The organism is Streptomyces sp. NPDC029164, assembly GCF_055563995.1.
In genome coordinates this window covers 513,415-528,269 of record NZ_JBVHWW010000001.1, presented here as the reverse complement: position 1 = coordinate 528,269, position 14,855 = coordinate 513,415, and the positions used below count along the sequence as shown (strand labels likewise).

The 14,855-nt window shown below is 72.0% G+C and carries 14 protein-coding genes and 2 pseudogenes; 8 read left to right on the top strand and 8 right to left on the bottom strand.

All coding sequences use genetic code 11. The features are described 5' to 3' along the window. Positions 1 to 121: 121 nt before the first annotated feature. A complete protein-coding gene (locus tag ACZ4VT_RS02355) occupies positions 122 to 721 on the bottom strand; it encodes a helix-turn-helix domain-containing protein (protein WP_467945847.1) in 600 nt (199 codons plus the stop codon). Positions 722 to 798: 77 nt separating this feature from the next. Between ACZ4VT_RS02355 and ACZ4VT_RS02350 the strand changes: the two are divergent. The 7 genes and pseudogenes from ACZ4VT_RS02350 to ACZ4VT_RS02320 form a co-directional block, all read left to right on the top strand. Then, positions 799 to 1,680 (top strand): annotated as a pseudogene (locus ACZ4VT_RS02350) (MFS transporter); the annotation flags it as partial. A gap of 101 nt (positions 1,681 to 1,781) precedes the next feature. Next, entirely contained in the window at positions 1,782 to 2,279 is a 498-nt protein-coding gene (locus ACZ4VT_RS02345) for an MFS transporter (protein ID WP_467945845.1), read from the top strand. A gap of 113 nt (positions 2,280 to 2,392) precedes the next feature. Continuing rightward, positions 2,393 to 2,695 (top strand): hypothetical protein, encoded by a 303-nt coding sequence (locus ACZ4VT_RS02340; protein ID WP_362799906.1) that lies wholly within the window; start codon positions 2,393 to 2,395, stop codon positions 2,693 to 2,695. A 169-nt stretch (positions 2,696 to 2,864) separates the two neighbouring features. Continuing rightward, positions 2,865 to 3,326: a Crp/Fnr family transcriptional regulator gene (locus tag ACZ4VT_RS02335; RefSeq protein WP_467945844.1), complete on the top strand. Its 462-nt coding sequence runs from the start codon at positions 2,865 to 2,867 to the stop codon at positions 3,324 to 3,326. A 113-nt stretch (positions 3,327 to 3,439) separates the two neighbouring features. Beyond that, positions 3,440 to 4,237 (top strand): hypothetical protein, encoded by a 798-nt coding sequence (locus tag ACZ4VT_RS02330; RefSeq protein ID WP_467945842.1) that lies wholly within the window; start codon positions 3,440 to 3,442, stop codon positions 4,235 to 4,237. Positions 4,238 to 4,437: 200 nt separating this feature from the next. Then, complete coding sequence (locus ACZ4VT_RS02325) at positions 4,438 to 5,220, top strand: DUF4190 domain-containing protein (RefSeq protein ID WP_467945840.1); 783 nt, start codon at positions 4,438 to 4,440, stop codon at positions 5,218 to 5,220. 454 nt (positions 5,221 to 5,674) lie between these two features. Further along, the gene (locus ACZ4VT_RS02320) at positions 5,675 to 6,118 is read left to right on the top strand and encodes an SSI family serine proteinase inhibitor (protein WP_467945839.1); all 444 of its coding nucleotides are present in this window, start codon (positions 5,675 to 5,677) and stop codon (positions 6,116 to 6,118) included. Positions 6,119 to 6,221: 103 nt separating this feature from the next. Here ACZ4VT_RS02320 and ACZ4VT_RS02315 read toward each other — a convergent pair. The 3 genes and pseudogenes from ACZ4VT_RS02315 to ACZ4VT_RS02305 all read right to left on the bottom strand — a co-directional run. Beyond that, positions 6,222 to 7,067: pseudogene (locus ACZ4VT_RS02315) on the bottom strand (GNAT family N-acetyltransferase); the annotation flags it as partial. Further along, positions 7,064 to 8,011 (bottom strand): ATP-grasp domain-containing protein, encoded by a 948-nt coding sequence (locus ACZ4VT_RS02310; RefSeq protein ID WP_467945837.1) that lies wholly within the window; start codon positions 8,009 to 8,011, stop codon positions 7,064 to 7,066. The gene ACZ4VT_RS02310 and the pseudogene ACZ4VT_RS02315, both read right to left, overlap by 4 nt. 42 nt (positions 8,012 to 8,053) lie before the next feature. Beyond that, a complete protein-coding gene (locus ACZ4VT_RS02305) occupies positions 8,054 to 8,515 on the bottom strand; it encodes a hypothetical protein (RefSeq protein ID WP_467945836.1) in 462 nt (153 codons plus the stop codon). Positions 8,516 to 8,766: 251 nt separating this feature from the next. Here ACZ4VT_RS02305 and ACZ4VT_RS02300 point away from each other — a divergent pair, with 251 nt between their 5' ends. After that, a complete protein-coding gene (locus tag ACZ4VT_RS02300; protein ID WP_467945834.1) occupies positions 8,767 to 9,495 on the top strand; it encodes an SIR2 family NAD-dependent protein deacylase in 729 nt (242 codons plus the stop codon). Positions 9,496 to 9,553: 58 nt separating this feature from the next. Here the strand turns inward: ACZ4VT_RS02300 and ACZ4VT_RS02295 are convergent, their stop codons facing one another. The 4 genes from ACZ4VT_RS02295 to ACZ4VT_RS02280 all read right to left on the bottom strand — a co-directional run bounded on the left by ACZ4VT_RS02295 (position 9,554) and on the right by ACZ4VT_RS02280 (position 14,837). Beyond that, positions 9,554 to 10,036 (bottom strand): VOC family protein, encoded by a 483-nt coding sequence (locus ACZ4VT_RS02295; RefSeq protein ID WP_467945832.1) that lies wholly within the window; start codon positions 10,034 to 10,036, stop codon positions 9,554 to 9,556. A gap of 126 nt (positions 10,037 to 10,162) precedes the next feature. Beyond that, positions 10,163 to 13,741 carry a bifunctional glycosyltransferase/CDP-glycerol:glycerophosphate glycerophosphotransferase gene (locus ACZ4VT_RS02290; RefSeq protein WP_467945831.1) on the bottom strand — a complete coding sequence of 1,193 codons (3,579 nt, stop codon included), beginning with the start codon at positions 13,739 to 13,741 and terminating at the stop codon, positions 10,163 to 10,165. 169 nt (positions 13,742 to 13,910) lie between these two features. Beyond that, positions 13,911 to 14,285 carry a hypothetical protein gene (locus ACZ4VT_RS02285; RefSeq protein ID WP_467945830.1) on the bottom strand — a complete coding sequence of 125 codons (375 nt, stop codon included), beginning with the start codon at positions 14,283 to 14,285 and terminating at the stop codon, positions 13,911 to 13,913. Between the two features lie 105 nt (positions 14,286 to 14,390). Continuing rightward, positions 14,391 to 14,837 (bottom strand): roadblock/LC7 domain-containing protein, encoded by a 447-nt coding sequence (locus ACZ4VT_RS02280; RefSeq protein ID WP_467945829.1) that lies wholly within the window; start codon positions 14,835 to 14,837, stop codon positions 14,391 to 14,393. Positions 14,838 to 14,855 lie beyond the last annotated feature (18 nt).

The window sequence follows — 14,855 nt, the reverse complement described above, 5'->3', positions numbered from 1 at the left end:
AAACAGCCGAACAGCAGTCCGCGACCATGCGTACGGGCGCACCTTAGGGCGATTTTGCGCTCGGTTCATCCCACTTGACACATCGGATGCCAAATCGCGCCGGGCTGCGCGGGCGCCGCCGTCACGCGCGCGGTTTGGCGCGGAGGTGCATCCGCTCCCCCTGGCGCCCGAAAAGGCTCAGGATCTCCACGGGCCGCCCGTCCGCGCTGGTGAACCAGTGGGGCAGCCGGGTGTCGAACTCGGCGGCCTCGCCGGGGCCGAGCACCAGGTCGTGGTCCGCGAGGACGAGCCGCAGCCGGCCGTCGAGCACGTACAGCCACTCGTACCCCTCGTGCGTACGGGGGTCCGGTTCGGTGCCGCGGTCGGTGATGAGCATCTTGAAGGCCTGGAGGGGGCCCATGCTGCGGGTGAGCGGGACGGCCGTGCCGCCGTTGGGCATGGTGCGGGGCGTCAGCCGCACCCGCGGGTCCCCCACTTCGGGTGCGCCGACGAGGTCGTCCAGGGGCACGCGGTAGGCACTGGCGAGCGGCAGCAGCAGTTCCAGGCTGGGGCGGCGCTGTCCGGATTCGAGCCGGGAGAGGGTGCTCTTCGAGATGCCCGTCGTCTCGGAGAGCGCGGCCAGCGTGAGGCCACGCTGGGCGCGCAGCCGTCGCAGCCGGGGAGCGACCTCGTCGAGTACCGCCTGGTGGGGTGCCGGCTTGTCCGTGCGGTCGTTCGCCATGCCCCCATTCCATCGCGCCGTCCCGGAAACGGCAACAAGGTTTGCCGCTCGTGCGCCGAGGCGGACACGCTCCCGGCATGAGCCCACACAGTGATTCCAGACCCGCACAGGGACAGCCGTACGCCGCCACCACCGCCACTGCCACGGCGGGGCGGCAGGCACCGGCGGTGCGTGGGGTGCTGGCCGGCCTGTCGCTCTCGATGCTGCTGTCCTCGCTCGGCACCAGCATCGCGAACGTCGGCCTGCCGACCCTGGCGCAGGCGTTCTCCGCGTCCTTCCAGCAGGTCCAGTGGATCGTCCTCGCCTATCTGCTCGCCATCACCACCCTGATCGTGAGCGTCGGCCGCCTCGGTGACCTGATCGGCCGCCGCAGGCTGCTCCTGGGCGGGATCCTGCTGTTCACCGTGGCCTCGGTCGGGTGCGGCGCCGCGCCCACGCTCTGGCTGCTGATCGCCGCCCGGGCGGCGCAGGGGCTCGGCGCGGCCGTGATGATGGCCCTCACCATGGCGTTCGTCGGGGAGACCGTCCCGAAGGCGCGCACCGGCAGCGCCATGGGGCTGCTCGGCACGATGTCCGCGGTCGGCACCTCGCTGGGCCCTTCGCTGGGCGGCGCCCTGATCGCCGGGCCCGGCTGGCGGGCGATCTTCTTCGTCAACGTGCCGCTGGGCCTCCTGACGTTCCTCCTCGCCCACCGCCATCTGCCCGTCGACCGGCAGAGGACGGCGGGGGCCGGCCGGCCCCGTTTCGACCACCTCGGGACCCTGCTGTTCGCGCTCACGCTCGCCGCCTACGCGCTGGCCATGACCCTCGGCCACGGCCGCCTCGGCCCGGTCAACCTCGCCCTGCTGTCGGCCGCCGCCCTGGGCGTGGCCCTCTTCGTACGCACCGAGGCACGAGCGGCGGCACCGCTGATCCGGGGGACGGTGATCCGTGATCCCGTGCTGCGCGCGGGCCTCGCCACGAGCGCGCTCGTCTCGACGGTGGTGATGGCGACGCTGGTGGTCGGGCCGTTCTACCTCTCCCGCGCGCGCTCGGGCTCGACGAGGTCCTCGCAGGACTCGTGCTGTCGGCCGGTCCGCTGGTCGCCGCGCTCACCGGGGTACCGGCCGGCCGCGTCGTGGACCGGATCGGTGCCCCGCGGACGACCGCCGCCGGGCTCTGCGCGACGGCGCTCGGCGCCCTCGCCCTGTCCGTGGTGCCGGAGACCTCCGGCGTCCTCGGCTACGTCGTGCCCCTCACGGTCCTCACCGCCGGCTACGCGGTGTTCCAGACGGCGAACAACACCGCCGTCATGGCGGACGTCGGCCCCGATCGGCGGGGCGTCGTCTCGGGCATGCTCAACCTCTCGCGCAACCTCGGGCTCGTCACCGGTGCGTCCGTCATGGGCGCCGTGTTCGCGTTCGCGTCGGCGACGACCGACATCACGACGGCGGGCCCGCACGCCGTCGCGGTCGGCATGCGGGTCACGTTCGCGGTCGCGGCGGTACTGGTCCTCCTCGCACTCGCCATCACCCTGGCGGGGCGCTCGGGGAAGGACCGCCTGCGGCGCGGTCACTGAACGCCCGCCCGTTCGGGGGTCACGCAGGGTCACACCGCGGAAACGCCCCCGCGCGGGCCCGCGCGCCTCTACCGTGCCCTGAGGTGATGGGCACGGCACCGGAGGTGGGGCGGATGGACGAAGAAGAAGACATGCGGCTGGCGGGGATGACCCCGGAGATCTCCCGCCGTACCCTCACCATGCTGCGCGGCCTCGCGGGCCTGGAGCCGCCCGAGCAGGTTCCCGAGGACGCCATGGTCGTCGCCGACGCCATCCTGGCCGAGCACGGCACGGACGGGCTCCGGGTGCTGGTGATGACGCTGGCCGCCTGGGCGACGGCGCAGATCGAGAACGTCGCCGAGCTCAGCGGGCGCAGCCACGAAGCGGTGCTGGACGCGATGGAGCTGGCCTGCCTGGAGGCGAACGATGGGGAATAGGACCCGTCTGCGGGCCGACGTCGGGCAACGGGGCCCGCCCGGGTGGCCGGAGGAAAGGGTTCTGCGGCCGGTCCGGAAGAAAGACGGTCCGGGCCGGCCGGGATCGGGCGGGTGTCAGCGACACTGGGAGGGCAGGAGCGTCGCCGGGGGGTCGTGATCGGAGGCCGTCGTGAGCACACCTTCCCCCATCCGCATCGCTGCCGTCCTGTCCACGGAGCATCGTGGACGTCTGATGTCCCAGGCCCGCGAGGTCAATTTCCCGGAGAACGCGCGGATCTTCGACGAAGGAAACCGGGCGGAGTCCTTCTGGATCGTGCGCTCCGGCACGGTGACCCTGGAGATCCCCGTGGCCGGCCGCCGGCCCGCGGCCGTGGAGAACCTCGGCCCCGGTGAGCTGGTGGGCTGGTCCTGGTTGTTCCCGCCGTACGTGTGGCAGCTCGGCGCGGAGGCGATGACGCCGGTGCGCGCGTACGAGTTCGACGCGGCGGCCGTACGGATACTGATGGACGCCGATCCCGCGTTCGGGTCCGCGATCGGGCACTGGGTCGGGCGCGTGCTCGCGATGCGGCTCCAGCAGACCCGCACCCGGCTGCTGGATCTGTACGCCCCCCGCCTGAGCGCGGCGGGTTAGGGCCGTCTCGTTCGGATCTGGCCGCCGGGCCGGTGAAGCCGGCCGTACGGGTCCCGGATCGGCGGTCCGGTGCCCGAATGGCCGGTCGGCGGACGGCCGCGCACGATGGAGGGGTGCGAACCGAGGCTTACGGCACGGGCAGCGGACCGGTGTCCCGATTCCTGGAGAACCCGATCGTCGGGATGGCTCCCTGGATCCTCTTCTCCCTCCTGGTCGGACCGGGACGCTTCGAGATCTCGGTCGGGATCGCCCTGGCCGCCGCCGTGGCCCTGGTCGTCCTGAGCCGCGTGATCAACCGCGGCAGCTCCTGGAAGCTGCTGGAAGTGGCCGACGTGGTGTTCTTCGCCGCGCTGGCCGTGGTCGGCGCCCTCGCGAGCGAGGGCACGCTGCGGTGGTTGGAGACGTACGCGGGCGAGGTCGCGAACATCACCCTCGCCGTGATCGCCTTCGGCTCGATGGCCGTGGGGATGCCCTTCACCCTCCAGTACGCCCGCGAGCAGGTCGATCCGGCCCTGTGGCACACGCCCGGCTTCGTCCGCACCAACTACGTCATCACGGCGGTGTGGGGACTCGCCTTCCTGGTGGCGGCCATCGCGGGCGCGTACGGGGACCTGGTCCTGCACAACCCGAACAACATCTGGACCGGCTGGATCATCCAGATCCTGGCGATCGTCGCGGCGCTCCGCTTCACCGTCTGGTACCCGGACGTGGTCCGGGCCCGCGCCGCCCGCGAGGCGGCCGGCCAGGCGCCCGAACCGCTGCGCCTGGCGGGGCTGCTGCTGCCCCTGGCCGGGCTGTTGGTGCCGATCGGGATCGCCGTCCTCGTCTTCGACGGCACCGTGTGGTGGCTCGGTGTGGCCCTGATCGTCGGCGGCGGACTCCTGACGAAGGCACTCCAGTCGCAGAACTGAGCCCCGCCGCACGCCCCTGCGGGTTTCTTCATCCCGACCCCACGGCAACTCCCGCCGTCTCAGAGGGTAGCGTAGGCGCGACATAAAACCATGGGCAGCTATGTATCGGTATGGTCCGATCCGTGGTGCCCGTCGCCGGCCGCGACGTCACGCCTGGCTGGTGGTTGCGTCTCACCCTCTGAGCAAGGAGCTCCACACGCATGTCCATACCACCGCAGCCGCCGTCGTCCCCTCAGCCCTACCCGCAGTCGGGACCGTACGGTCAGCCGGGGCAACCGGGGCCGTACGGCGGCCCGCAGGGCTGGCAGGGGCAGCCGCCGGTATCGCAGAAGACCAACGCGCTGGCCATCGTCGCGTTCGTCATGTCGCTCGTCTGCGCGCTGCCGCTGGTTCCGCTGATCCTCGGCATCATCGCCCTCTCCCAGATCCGCACCCGGGGCGAGAAGGGCAAGGGTCTGGCCATCGCGGCCATCGTCGTCCACTGCGTGAGCATCGTGGGCGCCGTTCTGGTGCTGGTCTTCGGGCTGGCCGGGGCGCTGGACACCGGCCCCGCGCCGAAGCGCGACACCGGTGGCCAGGTCACCGGGTCGGGCTCCAGCAAGGTGCAGGACATCCGCAAGGGCGACTGCTTCACCACGGGCGGCGATCTGGCGGAGTACGAGGACGAGGACGGCGGCCAGGCCGGCTACTCGGTGAAGATCGTGCCCTGCGACCAGCCGCACGAGGGCGAGGCGTTCGCCGTCTTCAACCTGGACGACGGTGCGTACCCGGGCAAGGACAAGGTCGTCTCGATCGCCGAGGAGAAGTGCTCCGGTACGGCGCTGACCGATTACGTGGGCAAGAACGCGAACGTCTCGGACAAGCTCGGCGTGTTCTACTACTACCCGCAGCCCAGCACCTGGGCGTTCGGCGACCGCGAGGTCACCTGCTTCGTGGGCGACTCCAGCGGCACGAGCACCGGCTCGGTCCACTCCGCTTCCTGATCCGGCGTCTTCCGTCCGGACAACGCCTCGTTGAGGCGCGCCAAGGGGTGTCCTGCCGATCGGCAGGACACCCCTCAGTCGTGCACGCCGGCCCGTTCGGCCGGGCGGCGTCGCAGGACCTGCGCGGCCGGGGTGACGGCGGCGACCCCGCGAGGGCCGCGCAGGCCGCGACGGTCTCCCCGAGGACGTCCCACGGGTGGACTTGCCGGAGCCGGAGGGGCCCCGTCCGGGCCGATCACAGCCGGAAATTCAAAGGTTTCGGGGGGATTTCGTGTCGGTGTTCGGCCGATTCGGCGGGCTGCTCCCGCACAGGTCAGCTCGTTCACGCGGCTGCGGTCTGCGCTCATCCGTACACGATGGGTGACGAAAAATGGGGGTGCGAACGGGCGTTCGCGGCCCGCGTGGGCAAGACTCTGTCCGCTATCCGAAACGCCAACCCAAGGGAGTGTTCGAAATGCGGTCCATCGCAAGGGGTCTCGGGCTCGGTTCCGCCGCCATGGCGCTCACCGCGCTCACCGCACTGGCCTGGCCGGGTACGGCCGGAGCCGCGCCGACCGGTACGGAGAGCCTGTACGCGCCGTCCGCGCTCGTGCTCGGCGTGACGGCCGGTCAGGACGCCGGAAGCGGCACGGTGCTGCGTGCGGTGACTCTCGTCTGCTCGCCGACGCCGGGCGGGACGCACCCGAACCCGGTCGCCGCGTGCGCCGAGTTACGCGCGAACGGTTCCCGGCTGGACGCGCTCGCGGCCCCGGCCGCCGACGCGGTGTGTACCAGGGAGTGGAACCCGATGACGGTGACGGCTGACGGGGTGTGGCAGGGCCGCCGGCTCAACTACACGTACACCTTCGCCAATCCGTGCGGCTTCCGGAACACCACCGGCGTGCTGTTCGACTTCTGATCCTGCACGGCACGAAGGGCCGGGCGGCGCCGTGCGACCGCCGTCCGGCCCCAGGTGCCGTGCGCACCACACGGGTGACGCGGCCAGGCACCCTCCGTGCGCAGCCCAGTTCGAGGCTGGTCACCCCGAACAGCTCGGTCAGCGCGAGGTCCGGGACCGGGCCGGTGTACATCCGGGCGGTCTCGAAGACCGGGACCAGGCCCAGGCCGGCGGCTAGTTCCGTGGCCCGCGGGTTCACGTCCGGCACGTCCACGGAGACCAGACCACCGGGCGCGTGCTCGGCGAGCCGCCTCAGCAGCGCGGCCGCCACCGCCGGATCGGCCGCGTACAGCGGGCCGATCCGGTGGGCGGCGCTGCACGGGCGGATCACGCCGAGCCCCTCGATCCGGCCGTCGCGGACGGCGGCCAGTGCCGTCCGGCCGGGCAGCCCGGTCCAGGCGGACAGGAAGGCGGCGCGCGGTTCGGGGAAGAACCGCCGGTCGTAGGCGGCGAGCAGACCGAAGGACAGCGAGGCCGCGTCGACGATCGCGATCCCGGCCCTGCCGTCGTCGACCCCCTGCGGGACGCCCTCGTGGCGGGCGTTGTTCCAGGCGTGACGGAAGCCGGACTTGCGGTAGTTGTCCTGCTGGGCGACGACCCCGTCGAGTCCGACGAGCCGGCCGTCGAGGCGCCGCATCCCGGCGTCCCACAGCCGGATGCCGTAGCCCTGGCCGCGGAAGGCGGGGCGGGCGATGTAGAAGCCGATGAAGCCGAAGCCGGCGCCGTACCGGACGGCGGAGACGCAGGCCACCGGTTCGCCGTCGAGCCGGCCGACGAGGAAGCCCTCCGGGTCGGCTACCGCGAAGGCGAACCGGTCCGAGTCCCCCGGGTTCCAGCCCTCCTCGTCGGCCCAGCCGCGCATCAGTTCCATGTCGGCGGCGCTCGCGCCGGTGATCTCGAATCCCGTCATGCCGGTGTTGTACCAGATGCGGACGGTGTACGCAGGAGCGTCTGATCAGTCGTCAAGAGCCTGACGAAAGCGGTCCGATCGGCCTGCCGGTGAAGGTCGCTGACCTGTCCGTCACCCACTTCGACGACCCGCCAGACCCCGTCCGCGCGCAGCGCGAGATCGGTGGTCACGAAGGGGCAGTCCAGCGCCCCGACGGCCGCCCGGACCGGTGCGAGGTCCGGCTCGGGGAGCTCCGGGACCTCGGCGACCGGACTGTCGGGGTGGGCGGTGACCAGCCGGGGCACCCCGTCCCGCCACCAGACCCGCACCTCCGCGGCCTCCGCCGGCGGCGCGACGAAGGTCTCGAAGGCCCTCAGCACCACCCCGCCCGCGAGGAACTCGTCCTGGAGGGCGACGAAGCGTGCGACCACCCGGTGCAGGGCGGCCGGGTCGCCGAGGTCGGGCACGTAACAGGCTTCGCCCCACTCGTGCTTGCGGGACTTCACGTAGTCCTTGACGACGGCGGCGCCCGGCGGCAGGCCCGCGGCGAGAGCCGCGAGCCGCCGCGGGTCCGGGACCTCTCCGGGGGCGGCCGGCAGCCAGCCGCTGACGGGAGTGAGGCCGGTGAAGGTCCCGTACCAGCCGGGGAGTTCGTGCGCCCTGCGGTACGCCTCGGGAGTGACGACGAGTTCGGCGCCGCGCCGGCGCAGGGCCGCGTCCAGTGCGGCGTACCGCTCCGAGGGGACCATCCAGCCCCGGTACCAGACGGCACCCGCCCCCTCGGGCACCCGCGCCACCGCCCGTTCGGGGTCCCCGGCGAGCAGCGCGTCGTGGTCGACGAGCAGGACCGTGCCGCCGGCGGCGCGCAGCTGCCGGGCCTCCGCCGCGAAGTGGGCGTCGGCCCGGCGCTCGTTCATCGGGTCGCGGCAGTGGAGGACGGTGGCGGTCGCGGTCGTCGTCGGCATGCGCCCACCCTACGGAAGGCCCCGCGGCTCACCGTACGGGTGTCAGCCCGCGCAGATGACGTCGTCGAGCCGGATGGGCGTGGAGTCGAGGCGGACGTACGCGGTGAAGGTATCGGTGACCCCCTCGGCCCACTGGGTGGTGACGGTGGCCCAGCCGACCCCGGCCGCCTGGGCGACGGTGACCGGGCCGATACCGATGCTCTGCGGTTTGTTCTGGGAGCAGAGCAGGACGTCGGAATCGGTGTTCAGCTGCTGTCTGTCCTTGAGGGTCTGCGAGACGTTGTACTCGCGGTCGTGCGGGGAGGGGCCGTGCTGCCCGTAGAAGGTGGCGAGGAAACGGCTGATCTGATCGGCGGTATGCGCCTCCGCGATCGCGACGGGCGCGACGGGTGCGACGTGCGCGGGCGGCGCCGCGTGGGCGGGGGCGGACGGCAGGGCCGGCAGGGCCGGCAGCGCGAGCAGGGTCACCAGCAGGGCGCCAAGGCTGTGCGGCTTGAGCATCATGCCCGGTTTTGTACCCGGCTGGCCGCTGCACGGGGAGGGAGCCGCGCGGATCTCACTCCTGTGGGGGGCGGGATTCACCGCAGAAACGACCCTCCGGCCCGCTCGCGGCCTGCACTCGGTCCGCTCACGTCCTGCTCGCGGCGGGCGCGCGGTCGAGGCGTGACCGGGGTGCGACCGGCGTACGAACGGGGCGCGACCGGGGCGCGGAAATGCGGTCGCGGGCGCGAGGCGCCGGTACGTAGGGTCGGTGCATGGGGAAGCCGCTCGTCGCAGTGTTCAGTGGGGCCGGGATGTCCACCGACTCCGGGATTCCGGACTACCGGGGGCCACAGGGCCTGTGGCGCCGGGAGCCGGACGCCGAGAAGCTCGTGACGTACGCGTACTACATGGCCGATCCGCAGATCCGGCGCCGGTCCTGGCTGATGCGGGCCGAACTCGCCGCCCTCGGAGCACGGCCGAACGCCGCGCACCTGGCCGTGGCCGCACTCGAACGCGGCGGCACCCCGGTCCGGGTCGTCACCCAGAACGTGGACGGGCTGCACCAGCTCGCCGGGATGCCCGCGCGCAAGGTGTTCGAGCTGCACGGCACCGCCCGGTCGGTCGTGTGCACGGCCTGTCACGCCCGCTCGGGCATGGACGAGGCACTGGCCCGGGTCGCCGCCGGGGAACCGGATCCCGCCTGTACGGCGTGCGGGGGGATCCTGAAGGCGGCGACCGTGATGTTCGGGCAGCGGCTCGATCCGGTGGTGCTGGGGCAGGCCATGGCCGTGGCCAAGGGGTGCCAGGTCTTCATCGCCGTCGGTTCCACCCTCCAGGTGCAGCCGGCCGCCTCACTGGCCGGGATGGCCGCCGAGGCCGGAGCCCGGCTGATCATCGTGAACGCCGAGAAGACCCCGTACGACGCGCTGGCCGACGAGGTCGTCCGCGAGCCGATCGGCACCGCCCTGCCCGCGCTGCTGGCCCGGATCGCGGCGGGCTGAGCAGGATTCGGGACCGCGCCGACGACAAGACCACCGCATCGCCCCGGCGGTTGCGGTGCTACACCGCGTCGGCCGCCCGGCGCATTTCGGCCACGTCCAGCTTCTTCATCCGCATCATCGCGGCCATGGCCCGGGCGGCGCGCTCCGGGTCCGGGTCGCTGACCAGGTCGACGACACCGGGCGGGATGACCTGCCAGGACACCCCGAACCTGTCCTTGACCCAGCCGCAGGCGGACTCCTGGCCGCCGTCCTTGGTCAGCGTGTCGTAGTAGTAGTCGGCCTCGGGCTCGTCGGCGCAGTCGATCATGAAGGAGATCGCCTCGGTGAAGGAGAACTGGGGTCCGCCGTTGAGACCGACGAACCTCTGCCCGTTGATCTCGAACTCGACGGTCATGACCGATCCCGCCGCGTCGGGGTTCGCCTCCGTGTAGCGGGCGATCCGGCCGAGCCTGCCGTCCTTGAACACGGACACGTAGTACTCGGCGGCCGCTTCCGCGTCCCCGTCGAACCACAGACACGTGGTGAAACCGTTGCCGCTCATCTCTGCCTCCAGGCCGGTGTGTGGACGGTGGATACCGTTCCTCACATACAGACCGGCCCCGGGCCCGAAATTCATCGGTGGGCCCGGGGCCGGTTCGCGTTCAGCCGGGAATTTCGCCCGTACGGCCTACTTCGCGGGCGCCGCGCCCATGGCGAGCATGCGGTCGACCACGCGCTCGGCGGCGTTGCCCTCGTCCAGGTCGCAGAACTCCTCGCGGAACGCCGCCCGCGCCTCGGCGTACCGCGCCCCGACCTCGTCGGCGTTGCGCACGGCCTCGATCAGGCTCGCCGAGTCCGCCAGCAGCGGGCCGGGCGCCTTCTCCTCCAGGTCGAAGTTGAAGCCGCGCAGCGTGCCGCGGTAGTGCGCCAGGTCGTACGTGAAGAGCAGGATCGGCTTGTCGGTGTGCGCGAAGTCGAAGATCGCGGAGGAGTAGTCCGAGATCAGCACGTCGGCGACCAGCATCAGGTCGGTGGCGTCGGGCCAGCGGGACACGTCGACGACGAAGCCGTCGCGGACGCCCTCGCGGACCTGCTCGGTCACGTGGTGGTGGCCGCGGACCAGCAGGACGTGGTCCTCGCCCAGCTCACGGCGGGCCTGCTCCAGGTCGATCCGCAGGTCGAGCTTGTAGCCGCCCGACCAGCCCTCGCAGTTCTCCCGCCACGTCGGCATGTAGAGGACGACCTTCTTGCCCTCGGGCAGGCCGAGCCGCCTCCGGACCTCCGCGATCCGCTCGGCGTCGGGCCGTACGAGTGCGTCCGTACGCGGGCTGCCGGCCTCGATGACCTCGCCGTCGTAGCCGAGGGCACGCTTGAGGATCGGGGTGGCGTACGAGCTCGGGGAGGCCAGCAGGGTCCACTGGGCACTGTCGTGCTCCAGCCCCTCCAGGATCTCCGGGCTCGTGTAGTAGTCGTGCACGAAGTCGTGCCCGATCTGCTTGATCGGCGTGCCGTGCCAGGTCTGTACGACGACCTGGCCGGCGCGGCGCTGGAAGAGCTGCGGCACGTTGTCGTTGGTCACGACGTAGCGGGCGCGGGCCAGCACCTCCCACCACTCCACGCTGCCGTACTGCACGGCGCGGGCGGTCGACGGAACCTCGGTGCGGCCGTCACGGACCAGCCAGATGTGCTCCAGCTTCTCGCCGCGGCGCACGAGCTCCTCGTGGATGGCGCGCGGCGAGTCGCCGGCGCCGTGCCCCTGGAAGGTGTCATAGACCACGATGTCCTTGACCGGCAGGGCGCGCTGCGCCGGGTAGGTCTCGAACCGGGCGACGCGCTGGGCGAAGTGCGAACGGTCGTGCGGGCTCAGCAGCGGGTCGGCGACCAGCACCATGCGGTCGTGGAAGCGGGTCTCGATCCGCATCCGGCGGCCCTGCGTGCTGAAGGGGTGCGGGCCGGCGAAGAGCAGGCCCGGCCCCATCTGCACGGGGGCGCCGCGGTCGACGCCGAGCAGGCCCGCGGTGGTTCCGCCCTGGGCGGCCGGGCGCAGCGTGGGCCACCAGCGGCCCTCGGGGATCGTGGTCCGGCCTGCGTACGCCTCGGGGAGCACGGGCTGGAAGGTGGTCGTGAAGGCGTCGCCGTCACGGGTGACCGGGTAGCTGAACTCCACGCCGTGCGCGTTGTGCAGCACGAGCTCGTACGGCTCGTCGGCGGGCGCCACGAACCGGCCCCGCAGGGTCACGGTGCCGTCCTCGGCCGTGACCTCGTCGACGAGCGGCGGGGAGGGCTGGACGGAGAGGGTCAGGTGTCCGGTGTTGCCGCGCTTGGCGAAGAGGGCGCGGTCGCCGCTCTCGCCGGGCAGGGGCAGGACGAGGCCGTTGAAGCCGCCGCGCTCGTCGTGGACCAGGCGGTGCTCGGTGCCGTCGGCGCCGAGCACGGAGAGGCTCCAGGGCTCGGGGGCCCACTCGCCGGGCTCTACCTCGGCGTCCGCCACGGCGGCCAGGTCGGCCAGCGGGACGCGCGCGGTGAACGGGACGCGGCCGGAACGGGCCGCGGCGGTCTCCAGCGGGAAGCTGAGGACGGCGCCGGTGGTGACGTGGACGGCCCGCAGTGCGGACGCGGTGCCGGCCTCGGCGGAGAGCTCGCCGGTGATCTCGACGGCGTCGTCACCGGCGGGGTGGACGTCCAGGGCGCGGGCGCGGGCGATCTCCACCTGGATGGTGAGGGCGCCGGAGACGGCCGGGACGATCCGGACGTCGGGGGCCACCCAGTACGGGGGCGGGTTCTGGCCCGTGTCGTGCTCGCCGCCGCGCAGGCGGGCGCGGTGCAGGCCGCCGGCGCCGGTGACGGCGATGGACGTGGTCCATATCCCCTCGCGCCACTTGCCGCCCGACTGGAAGATCGAGGGGTCGACGGTGGCGGTGAAGCCGGCCCAGTCGGCGTGCCGCAGGGCGAGGTGCGGGGACTTCACGGTGGCCATCGGGGAGGCGACCGTACGGGTGCTGACGACGGAGCGGCGGCGCTTGCCCCCCTCGCGGAAGACCAGCATCTTGCGCGAGCCGAGGCGGCTCTCCGCGCCGAGGTGGCCGGGGAGGGCGTAGCCGCGCAGCTGCAGCTTGCCGTCGGCCCAGGCCGCCTGCTCCAGGCGGCTGACGACCCGGCGCTCGCGCGGGCCGAGGGTGAGGACCCTGGCGGGGACCGGCGGGCGGCCCTGCAGGAAGGGGTAGTCGGCCTGCGGGCGGGCGAGGCCCTTGACCGGCACGCTGTAGTGGTAGTCGCGCTGGTGGTGCAGGAGCGCGATGAAGTCCTCGACGCGGCCCTCGCCGGCCAGGTAGGCCTTGAGGCGGTCGGCGACGGTCAGGTCGGGCCAGGGGCCGGTGCCGATCTCGCGGACGAGGCCGCCGACCTCCTTGACGAAGGCGGCGCGGAAGTCGGCGCCGCCCTCGGCGACGTACTTGTAGATGAGCGGGAGTTCCTCGCTCAGCACGTTGTAGTCGTAGTCGCGCAGGTAACGGACGTACTTGGCACCCTGCTTGGCCTTGAGGGACTCGCGGACCAGGCGGACGGACTTCACGCGGTCGATCAGGGAGATCGGGTCGGTGGAGCGCTGGGTGATCGAGCGCTCGCCCGTCTCGCGGACGCGCCAGTGGTAGACGCAGTCGCTGATGATGTCGACGCTGGACGCGAAGTAGTGCGCGGGGATGCTGACCGGGGCGTCCTCGTAGAGGATGCCCTCCGGGTACTGGAAGCCGTGCTCGTCCCAGAAGGTGCGGCGGTAGACCTTGTTCCACGCGGTGCGGTCGGTGACCAGCGCCGGGAACTTGGAGATGTGGGTCTTCAGCTGGGTCTTGGCGAACGCCGCCCGGTGGCCCCAGGACTGCTGCATGCCGACGGAGCGGAAGCGCTTGACGTTGCCTCCGGCGAAGTCGGAGCCCGTCTCGTCGAGGGCGTCGATCATGCGCTGGTAGGCGTAGTCCGGCATGGTGTCGTCACTGTCGACGAACGCCAGGTACTCGCTGTCCGGGTGGGCGTGGCGGGCGCCGACGTTGCGTGCCGCGCCGAGGCCTGCGTTCTCCTGCATCACGACGCGGAACCGCTTGTCCCGGGCGGCGAAGGCCTTGGCTATGACGGCGCTGGTGTCCGTGGACCCGTCGTCCACGAGGATCGCCTCGAAGTCGCCGAAGGTCTGAGCGGCGATGGATTCCAGGCACTCGTCGAGGTAGAGCTCGACGTTGTAGACGGGGACGACGATGCTCAGGCGCGGGGGCATGGGTGGCGGGTTCTCCAGCGTTTTGTGCTTTATCGATGATCAGCTGCTCACAGCATCCTACTAGGTGGCAGAATCATGAACTCCTCCCTTATCGGGCATACCACGGCTGATCGCCGGGGCGGACGGCAAAGATTTAAGCCGCCCGCCACCTCGACGTCCCGGTTCCGGGTCAGACCTCCAGGTCTGCCTCGATGTTCTTCAGCTGGTGGCGGGCCATCGCGAGGTTGGCCCGCTTCTTGTCGAGGGCGAGGTAGAGGAAGAAGCCCGAGGTGCCCCGGCCCTTCAGCAGACGGATCAGGTGGTACTGGCTGCCCAGGGTGATGAGGATGTCCTCGATCTCGTCCTTGAGGCCGAGCATCTCCATCGTGCGGACCTTGGCCCGGACCACGTCGGTGTTGCCGGCGGCGGCGACCGCGAGGTCGAGGTCCTTTCCGCCTCCGACGGTCCCGAGGGCCATGCCGCTGCCGTAGTCGACCAGGGCCGCGCCGAGCGCGCCTTCGATCGTGGTGGTGGCTTCCTTGAGCGTGGTCTCGACGTTTGCCATGAGGGGTTCCTCTTTCCTCGTTCGTTGTGTCGTTCGTTGTGTCGTACGTCAGTCGTTCGCTGTCGTGGTGCAGGTTCCGGTTCGGTCCGGTGGATTCGTCCGGGGTCAGGTGGGAGGAGCGGGCGGCAGCGGGGGCAGCGGCGGGACGCCGGAGCCGCGCCGCCCGAGGGTGTGGTCGATCAGCTCGGCTATCCGGAGGCTGGAGCGGCGTGCCTCCAGGTGGAGGCGCCCGACGTTGACGCGGGGCTCCGCGGTCAGGGTGAGGACGGCCGCCGTGCCCGCCGCGTAGGTGGCCACGTATCCGTCCTCGCCGCGCACCAGCAGTTCGCGGAACGCACCCTGCCCGGTGCTGTCGCTCAGCCGCTGGGCCACCCCGAGGGCGGCCGCGGTCAGCGCCGCGACGGATTCGGCCTCGGCGGCGGCGCTGTCCTGGGCGAGGACGAAGCCGTCGGCGCTCGCCGCGAGCGCACCGGTGAGCTGGGGTACCCGGGCCCGCAGCCTGCGGAGCTCGGCGAGTATCTCGGCCTCCGCCTCGGGGGGCACCGTACTCATGTCGGCCTTTCTCCTTTC

Excerpts from the sequence above, each read along its gene's own strand:
- ACZ4VT_RS02280 (WP_467945829.1), bottom strand. The coding sequence starts at position 14,837 with ATGAGTACGGTGCCCCCCGAGGCGGAGGCCGAGATACTCGCCGAGCTC.
- ACZ4VT_RS02325 (WP_467945840.1), top strand. The coding sequence starts at position 4,438 with ATGTCCATACCACCGCAGCCGCCGTCGTCCCCTCAGCCCTACCCGCAG.
- ACZ4VT_RS02295 (WP_467945832.1), bottom strand. The coding sequence starts at position 10,036 with ATGAGCGGCAACGGTTTCACCACGTGTCTGTGGTTCGACGGGGACGCG.
- ACZ4VT_RS02355 (WP_467945847.1), bottom strand. The coding sequence starts at position 721 with ATGGCGAACGACCGCACGGACAAGCCGGCACCCCACCAGGCGGTACTC.
- ACZ4VT_RS02300 (WP_467945834.1), top strand. The coding sequence starts at position 8,767 with ATGGGGAAGCCGCTCGTCGCAGTGTTCAGTGGGGCCGGGATGTCCACC.
- ACZ4VT_RS02290 (WP_467945831.1), bottom strand. The coding sequence starts at position 13,741 with ATGCCCCCGCGCCTGAGCATCGTCGTCCCCGTCTACAACGTCGAGCTC.
- ACZ4VT_RS02285 (WP_467945830.1), bottom strand. The coding sequence starts at position 14,285 with ATGGCAAACGTCGAGACCACGCTCAAGGAAGCCACCACCACGATCGAA.
- ACZ4VT_RS02340 (WP_362799906.1), top strand. The coding sequence starts at position 2,393 with ATGGACGAAGAAGAAGACATGCGGCTGGCGGGGATGACCCCGGAGATC.
- ACZ4VT_RS02305 (WP_467945836.1), bottom strand. The coding sequence starts at position 8,515 with ATGATGCTCAAGCCGCACAGCCTTGGCGCCCTGCTGGTGACCCTGCTC.
- ACZ4VT_RS02310 (WP_467945837.1), bottom strand. The coding sequence starts at position 8,011 with ATGCCGACGACGACCGCGACCGCCACCGTCCTCCACTGCCGCGACCCG.
- ACZ4VT_RS02320 (WP_467945839.1), top strand. The coding sequence starts at position 5,675 with ATGCGGTCCATCGCAAGGGGTCTCGGGCTCGGTTCCGCCGCCATGGCG.